At 57.3% G+C, this 7734-nt stretch carries 6 protein-coding genes; 1 reads left to right on the top strand and 5 read right to left on the bottom strand.

All coding sequences use genetic code 11. The features are described 5' to 3' along the window. Positions 1 to 136: 136 nt before the first annotated feature. The 3 genes from JNN07_01150 to JNN07_01160 form a co-directional block, all read right to left on the bottom strand. Positions 137 to 376 (bottom strand): hypothetical protein, encoded by a 240-nt coding sequence (locus JNN07_01150; GenBank protein ID MBL9166326.1) that lies wholly within the window; start codon positions 374 to 376, stop codon positions 137 to 139. A 605-nt stretch (positions 377 to 981) separates the two neighbouring features. Continuing rightward, the gene (locus tag JNN07_01155; GenBank protein MBL9166327.1) at positions 982 to 1536 is read right to left on the bottom strand and encodes a DUF1877 family protein; all 555 of its coding nucleotides are present in this window, start codon (positions 1534 to 1536) and stop codon (positions 982 to 984) included. A gap of 163 nt (positions 1537 to 1699) precedes the next feature. Then, positions 1700 to 2014: a hypothetical protein gene (locus tag JNN07_01160; protein MBL9166328.1), complete on the bottom strand. Its 315-nt coding sequence runs from the start codon at positions 2012 to 2014 to the stop codon at positions 1700 to 1702. Positions 2015 to 3201: 1187 nt separating this feature from the next. Here JNN07_01160 and JNN07_01165 point away from each other — a divergent pair. After that, positions 3202 to 4155: an integron integrase gene (locus JNN07_01165; protein ID MBL9166329.1), complete on the top strand. Its 954-nt coding sequence runs from the start codon at positions 3202 to 3204 to the stop codon at positions 4153 to 4155. Between the two features lie 890 nt (positions 4156 to 5045). On the opposite strand, the gene JNN07_01170 is transcribed toward JNN07_01165, so the two are convergent. Together JNN07_01170 and JNN07_01175 are read right to left on the bottom strand one after the other, a co-directional pair. After that, positions 5046 to 6284 (bottom strand): hypothetical protein, encoded by a 1239-nt coding sequence (locus JNN07_01170; GenBank protein ID MBL9166330.1) that lies wholly within the window; start codon positions 6282 to 6284, stop codon positions 5046 to 5048. A gap of 2 nt (positions 6285 to 6286) precedes the next feature. Further along, the gene (locus tag JNN07_01175) at positions 6287 to 7324 is read right to left on the bottom strand and encodes a hypothetical protein (protein ID MBL9166331.1); all 1038 of its coding nucleotides are present in this window, start codon (positions 7322 to 7324) and stop codon (positions 6287 to 6289) included. Positions 7325 to 7734: the final 410 nt, after the last annotated feature.

Genomic DNA, 7734 nt, shown 5'->3' on the forward strand with positions numbered 1-7734 from the left:
GACCCCTTACTCTTCCTATAGCCTGCGTCCCCTGACGCGGCTCCCTCCAACACGCGATGTAAGCAGTAGCGCTCGTTCCTAAACAGTTAACTCAGCCACCCACTGTCTCTGCGCTCCTGCCTACTTCGCATTCTTGTTAGACCACCTCGTCATGTGATCGGGAAAACAAATACCAGAAAGCAAACACTGTGTCAGCAATGAGGAAGATTCCAAAGAGCACACTCGAGATGATGCGAATGCTCTCTGGCCAAGCCTGAAAGCGCCATACCTCGGGAAGCATATCGGTGCCAAATACTCCCAATGCAATCCACGGAAGAAGGTACGAAGCACCCAGCGCATACTGCTGCCAAACCGGCAGTGAGGCGAGCTTCTTCATGGTAATGGCGTACGCAGTGGCCTAACGACCAATCGTGAGCGACCGCCGCCGTAAAGCGGCGATCAACGAAGCGGATGATGTAGTGAGTGAAATCATGTCCAAACTCCCCGAGATGGCGGAGGTTCGATCGACGATCTGGTTCGGCCAACCGTGACCTCACGCCAGCATCAGGAACGCGGACCAATAAACCGCCAAGCAAATGAGTTTGATAAAGACCAAGCGCCATCCCTGATTCAAAAGAACAAAGGTGTGGCAAATGAAAGATACAACGCCGATGGAAAACACCAAAACCAGCAACCAATTGAACAATCGAGCCTCACGTTCCCCCGGTGGCGTGGCTACGTTCAGTGCGTCCGAAAAACCTATTTGGCGATGGAGAACCAACAGCACAATCGCAGGGCATAGGAAAAGAAACGAAACCCAATGTGAGTGTAGTATACCTCTTGACCTCATAGTGATCAGGCCGAACGACCTCCCGATGAGGCACCCCGACCTGTGAGGTGACGATCAGTAAGTCTGACTGCGGTTAAACTGGTCATGACGGGCTGGGCAAATCCAAGGGCTGGTCGGGGTTGTCCTCGATCGGGCTGGTTAGCCTGCATATCTCAATCTGATGAAAGTAAAATCATGTCTCCATCGCGAGCCGCTAACTGGAAAAACTCTACGACTCGCGGATAAATCTCAAACACCGACTCTGCCTCCTCATCAGTCCAGCACCCTCGCCTGCCGTGAGGATAAACCTGCGCCGCATTGAAAGTCGCCACGCTGAAACGAGAACGCATCTCGGCAACTGAAATTCTGCTCAATGCATCTGCAACCGCGCGAACCTCATCTCGCGTAAGAGACCGAACGTGTCCGTATGTGCAAGGCCACTGTGTCTCTGTGCCTCCCTGCACAACATTCCCAAGCGGCGGTGGCGGCAGCGGGTGAGGCTTCAACTCGCCATCGCCTGTGAGCAAGAAGTGGAGCGCGTGCCAGTCAGTGCCGATGCCGAGGTAGCGGTCGCTGCTGTCTCGCTCCTGCATCTGGGCCGTCAACTTCTCAGGGTCGTCCAAATCCTCCAAACTCGTGCCAAAGAAAGACTCTGCGGCTTTCGCGTCGTCTTGGAGTCGGGCGAAATCTTGCGGCGTGATGCGTCGGTAGCTGGCTTCGATACTCATAGGGTGTGGCTATGCAGGCTAACGACCTCCCGATGAGGCACCCCGACCTGTGAGGTGACGATCGGCAAGTCTGATAAAGGTTGAAATGGTCATGGCGGGCTCAGCAAATCCAAGGGCTGGTCGGGGTTGTCCTCGATCGGGCTGGTTAGGCGTTTCGTCGTTGCTAAGTCTCATATCCAAGCAGTAAAACTTGGCTGCCCACCGGTGCGTCGTCTGGTGAGAGGTCGTCGAACAAAAGTCTTCCGGGCGGCTCGCCTGTGGCTGCAAGTGAAATGCCTGAAAGCCGAGCAAACGTCTCGGTCACTGCACCGTCCCTGCGGGTGATACGCACGCGTAACTGACCAGTCGAGTCGGACGGACGCGGCAGCTCTGCGTCGTGTCGAGCGAGATCCATCCACGGCACGTCGAGATTGGCTGCGGTAATTGAGCGTCCGTCAGGCAATCGGGTCTGCACGATATACTGGATGGTGGCTTTCACTCGGTACCTGCGTGACGACGCCTAACGAAACTGCTCACCGACCGCCGCCGGAATCGACCACTGACAGCGAATCCAACGTCCAATCAAGCCGGTGGATACGAAAACGAGTCGCGTGGCGGCGGTTCGTGTGGAGCTCATGGTTGGGTGCGGGTCCGCGCCCAGTAGGAGACATCACCCTCGAGCTGGGGTGCGAATCCCACAGGCCGGTATCCCGCCACGTAGACCAACCAAAATGCCGGCCGCCACAAGCCCTCCGATCCTAATGGCGTCGTCCAAGAGCGGCACGCGACGACGCGAACTGAAACACCGGATATATCCTGTTCCTCTCTCGGACACCCCCACCACCAAAAGCCAAAGACGGTTAGGTAGGCGGCCCCCAATGTGAAACAAACAGCTAGGGTCCACCTGAGGACTCGGTAGCGGCTACGCATGCTTCACCCAACGAAACTACTCAGGGACGCGCCGGTATGGACGCTGAACCTGAAATCTGGATGCTGTCGGCGCGTTCACTGGAGTAGCCTGGTTCGGCATTTCTGCTGGCTGTGCCCGCATCGTGCTCAACATCCAGGTCGCGCGGTAGAGCTGCGTAGCCTGAGATTGTTAAACAGGAGTGGGAGCAAGACAACCAAACCCCACGCCCACTTCCATTCCTGTAGGAATAACTGCCAAGTCACCAGTGCAATCAGCAAAGCCGGAAGAACCAAGCAAAACCAAATGAACTGAGAGGATCGTCGCCACCGTACTGCCTTGGCGGTACGGCCACAGACCTCGCACATGCCGGCATTCCGGTCCGATGTCATCAGCAATATCTCTGCGTCACATTTGTTACAGCGGGTTTTCATTCTTCAGCCGAACATTGTTCTTGAATGGCAACACCCCGTGCCGGTTTATCTATTAACGGCCGGAGTATTGCGTCGTTATTATATATTGGAAGGTACATTGCGTCGTGATTGGTCCCATTACTGGTTCGTGGCCACAGGATCGCCGATTTATCTATGATTGGCAGAATGTGGCACAAGTTGCCGTGAGGCTCAAGCGCAGGTACCCTCGCGACGGGGACTCTGGCTTTGATTTTCATGTTTGGCTTGCACAACGCCTTCGTTCGTCGCAACCTCGCGTGCATGGAGGATTCACACGAGAGCTCGAAGGACAACCGTGCACGCGAAAAATTTATCCCTAACCCAAAAATGCGACTCTTGGACCAATGTCGCGAGGTTTTTAGGTTTTATCACTATTCGATACGAACCGAACAATCCTACTTGTTTTGGATCAGAAAGTTCATCGTCTTTCACGACAAAAAGCACCCTAAGGAGATGGGCGGCCCCGAGGTGGCCATGTTCCTTTCTCACCTCGCCTCGGAGAAAAATGTCGCGCCAGCTACCCAAGCTCAAGCTCTGAACGCCCTGGTGTTTCTCTACCGAGATGTCCTTCTCCAGCCTCTCGGAGATATCGGAGAATGGCGCCAGGCCAACCCGAACCAAAGGATCCCGGTCGTCCTCACCAAACCGGAGGCTACTCATCTGCTGCTTTGCGCTCCGCCCAACTACCAACTCGTTCTCCGCCTACTCTACGGAACTGGAATGCGTCTGCTGGAGGCACTAAGGCTGCGCGTTAAAGACCTGGATCCAGCCCGCGCTCAGATCACCGTTAGAGATGGCAAAGGTTCCAAGGACCGGGTAACCATGCTCCCCGAGTCCCTAAAGACACCTCTCCAAGAGCAACTGACGCGAGCGAAGCATCTCCACGATCAGGATCTAGCCCAGGGCGCTGGTGAAGTTTATTTACCCCACGCGCTCGCACGAAAGTATCCGGCAGCACCGAAGGAGTGGGCTTGGCAATATGTGTTCCCCGCTCAAGAACTTTCCAAGGATCCGCGCACCGGACTTATCCGCAGGCATCATATTCATGAAAGCTCGGTCCAACGAGCGATGAAGGCTGCGGTGCGTCTATCAGGCATCCCGAAGAAAATCAGCTGCCATACGCTGCGACATAGTTTTGCCACTCATCTACTCGAAGCGAACTACGACCTGCGCACCATTCAAGAACTACTCGGGCATCAAGATGTCGCGACGACCCAGATCTACACCCACGTGATGCAAAAGCCCGGCCTCGGAGTTCGAAGCCCGCTAGATTCGGTGTAGGGGAAAGCCCCTCCGCCGGCTGCGGGGCTGAGGCTGGGCAGTTATAAGTTATAAGTTATAAGTTATAAGTTATAAGTTATAAGTTATGAGTTATGAGTTATGAGTTATGAGTAAACGGACCACATTGTTCATTGCTCATTTCAGATTGCACATTTGGGGGAATGACTCCTCACGTTCCGCCTACGCTGGCAGCGCCGTCGGGACAAGCGTCTCTTACAGCCCTGCCGGACACCTTGGTCACTCGTCACTCGTCACTCGTCACTCGTCACTCGTCACTCGTCACTCGTCACTCGTCACTCGTCACTCATCACTCATCACTCAGACGGCACGCCCTACGGGGTGCTCCGAGATCCTATCCCACGCTCCGGGGATCTACGATCGCCCGGCTAATGTCTGGGAACCCCTGCGAGGTTCCGGGTTAGGGCGTGACGAGTGACACGAGTGATGAGTGCTGAGTTGCTGATCTCCGCAATGGAAAATGAGCAATGAACAATTCGCAATGTGCAATCCTCAGAAAAACGGAAAAGGCTGCCGCCCGTGGGGTTCAGACAACGCTAACCCCATTTCTTGATTGGCACTCTTCGATGCCCACTCGCACCACCATCCCTACTCCTTACGGCGCTACGCCGCCCGCCCCCGCCCTGCCCAAGACACCACTCGGCCAAGGCTAAATCCTATCCGGGGGATTTCAACTTCCTCAGTCACACCGTTATCTGGAAGTAACCTAAGCGATTCGGATGCCAATGTCGAGGTGGAAGCTGTTGAAAATGAAGGGGAATGTGATACACGCGGACCACGCGGAGAACCAAGGAAGCAGAAAACCCATTCTCTTCCAGGTCTGAATCGAGTTCCCCTCCGTGTGATCTGCGTGTTCCGTGGGCAATAGCGCTTTACGGGGAGGGCGCTCGCGGCACTTCAGCCTTCATGCCCGCCTGCCATCGGACGATGGCGGCTTGGGTCTCTTTCTGCTCTCGCTCACACACCGATGCCACCTCCCGATACACCTCAAAAAGCTCGCTGTCCAAGAATTGAATGCGACGCAACTCCGGCAGCACGGTCCAACCCGCCCGATGCTTGTCCATCGTGTCAAGAAAGTGCAGCAGAACATCACAGTACTTGCGAACCTGGGCAATCATTCGTTCGCCGTCCCGCGTCGAAGGTGAGTCTCGGCGCAGGGTCCGAACGGCCGCACGACGATACACCTCGTCCACCCCCGCTTCCGTCAGCCTCCGATCCAGCTCGCTCGCAGGGTCGACCAGCGATGCCCGAATCATCGGCAACCGTTCCCTAAACCGTTGGACCGTTTCACGGGTCGAATTCACCCCCGCCGGCCCTTCCCTACCCAGCCGATCCACCGTGTCGTAGATGTCGCGCAACCCCTCAGCAAACTCCTTGGAGTGGGCTTGCACCGCTTCAGCCAGTTCCCGATTGACCCGTATCGCCGGTTCAGATTCCGCCTCTTGCGAAGGAGTCCGAGGTGCGACGGTCGGCGCTGCCGGAGCGGCGCTGGGCACACGGGCCGTAGCGCTCGATTCGGTCGGAGGCGGGAGAAGCTGGAGAACCAAGGCAAGAATATCGCCTCCTCCCTCCTGCACCCGCAGCACCTCTTCGATCGCGGGTCGATCCAGCTGCCCGACCACAGCACCCGCAGTCACGAAGCGAACCGCGTGGAGGTAGCGCGAGAGGGGTAGGATGAGGTCGCGACTCCAGGCTGCAAGCTGCGCCTGACTGGCCGGGCCGGCCAGCTCCAACGTCAGTTGAAATTCCACAAAGCGGTCCACTCGCACCACCACCTGTTCCGCATTCGGAACGACCGCTCTCGCCACGGCCTCAATCGTCTCCGCGATCCCAGCGTCGGGGTCCTTCAGAGCGGCGGAGACCGCGCCACCCAACTGCTCGAGCCGCCGGGCCTTGGACTCCTGCTCGCGCAGCGACTGCTGGCGTTCCAGGAATTGGGTGTGTTCGGCGCGCTTAACCGCCAGGTCCATGGCTTGGCGCTCATTCTCCAGGGCGAACGTTCGACGCGCCTGGGCATCCCGTTCGTCCATCCGCGCATCCCACCGAATCCAGCCCGCTCCGAAGCAGCCGAACAACACCAGACAAACCAGGAAGGTACGCAAGGTAGTCATGGCTAAAACTCCAAGGGCGATTCGGGATCGAGCTTGGGTAGCTCACTGTCTCCCAGAGGTTCGATCACGAGATCGTCGAACGCATCGTGCTCCACTTGCAACAGGCTCAATACTCGGGAAAGCGGGATGGTGCGCCAATCGGCCACTCCGGAGACCTGCGAACGGTCGATGCCTATGCGGTAGATCCGTCGCATCTGCAGCTTCGATTTGGCCAGAAGCTGCGCCCGCTCCTCGGGGGTCGCGGCGGAAGGAATGAGGTTTTGCCGGATGGCTCGATTACAAGAGACGGTTAACCGCTTCAGCCCCCGCGTGTCACCGGCGTCCATCAACTCCCTCACGATTCGGGCAGAAATCTCCCGCACCTCCTGTTTCAAGCTCGCCACGGATCGGTGCTGAGTGGAGGCTCCTCCTTCCTGCGGGGCCAAGACAGCCATTGAGAAGGCCACCCGAAGCAGGTATCCGCCACCCTCCTGAACCACCTCCAACCGCGAGCCTGCGGGCGCCGCCAATCGCGCCAGTTCGAGCAGCGCCTGGTCGTCGGAAAGTCCCTCACTCAAGCCTAGTGCCCGCATGCGAACCAGCTTCTGCTCGAGGGGTGACACGGCCACCGCCGCATCGTGGGCCTGCCGCAAGGACCATTCTCGATCCCGTTGCAGCTCGACGGCCTGACCGGAAACGATCGGAGGCTCCGCTCTCCGGCGCGCCTCCTCCGCCTCCCGTTCAGTTTGGATCCGTGTCCACTGCTCCGTCTGGGATCTGAGGCCCGCTTCACCCGCCTGAAGCTCTTGACGGAGAGCGGCCTTCAAGGAGGCTGCGAGCGCGACGGATTCCCGTTGCCGCAAGGTGGCCGCCCAACCGAAAGCGCTGAGCCCCAACACGAAAGCGATCCCAACCCAGCGTGAATGAACCAGACCCGAATCGGGAGAACGCGTCGGGATGGCGGAGGTCAGAACTCCCCCACAAGCTTCGCACCGGCTCAACTCCGAGCCAGCCAGTCGCTTTAAACGATTTTCGTGTTGGCAATGAGAGCAACGAATCATGTCGTGGCACAGCCGGGTCCGCGGCAATCGCGAACCGACGACATTTCACGGCCGGGCCGGAAAATGTCGAGCTTCTGTGAGCTGGGACTCCCAGATTAGCCGCAAAAATCGAAAAGAGACGAAAGAAGCAGACGGACTCAGGGCGGAAGATGTTCTGAGTTCGGGATTTTTTCGTCATTTTTCGTTTCTTGCGGCTAAAAGAGCTGTCCGGCCTTTATGTTGGTGTAAGGGGGCGGGGCTCGGATATTTCTTTACCGAGCTTCTAGAGAACAGACCTGAATGGCAGTTAGTTAGCGCTTCGAAGAAATGCGGTATTTGGGACCGAAGACGCTGTTTTTGTAGTATCGGTTTCGATGGGAAATTTCGCGAAACGTTCTCCGATGTTTCATCAGGAGCGGATAAGGCTTAGG

Source organism: Verrucomicrobiales bacterium, assembly GCA_016793885.1.
Taxonomy (GTDB): domain Bacteria; phylum Verrucomicrobiota; class Verrucomicrobiia; order Limisphaerales; family UBA11320; genus UBA11320.

Bases quoted from the DNA above. Each gene is read 5' to 3' on its own strand.
- JNN07_01150 (MBL9166326.1), bottom strand. From the start codon at position 376: ATGAAGAAGCTCGCCTCACTGCCGGTTTGGCAGCAGTATGCGCTGGGT.
- JNN07_01155 (MBL9166327.1), bottom strand. From the start codon at position 1,536: ATGAGTATCGAAGCCAGCTACCGACGCATCACGCCGCAAGATTTCGCC.
- JNN07_01165 (MBL9166329.1), top strand. From the start codon at position 3,202: ATGCGACTCTTGGACCAATGTCGCGAGGTTTTTAGGTTTTATCACTAT.
- JNN07_01170 (MBL9166330.1), bottom strand. From the start codon at position 6,284: ATGACTACCTTGCGTACCTTCCTGGTTTGTCTGGTGTTGTTCGGCTGC.
- JNN07_01175 (MBL9166331.1), bottom strand. From the start codon at position 7,324: ATGATTCGTTGCTCTCATTGCCAACACGAAAATCGTTTAAAGCGACTG.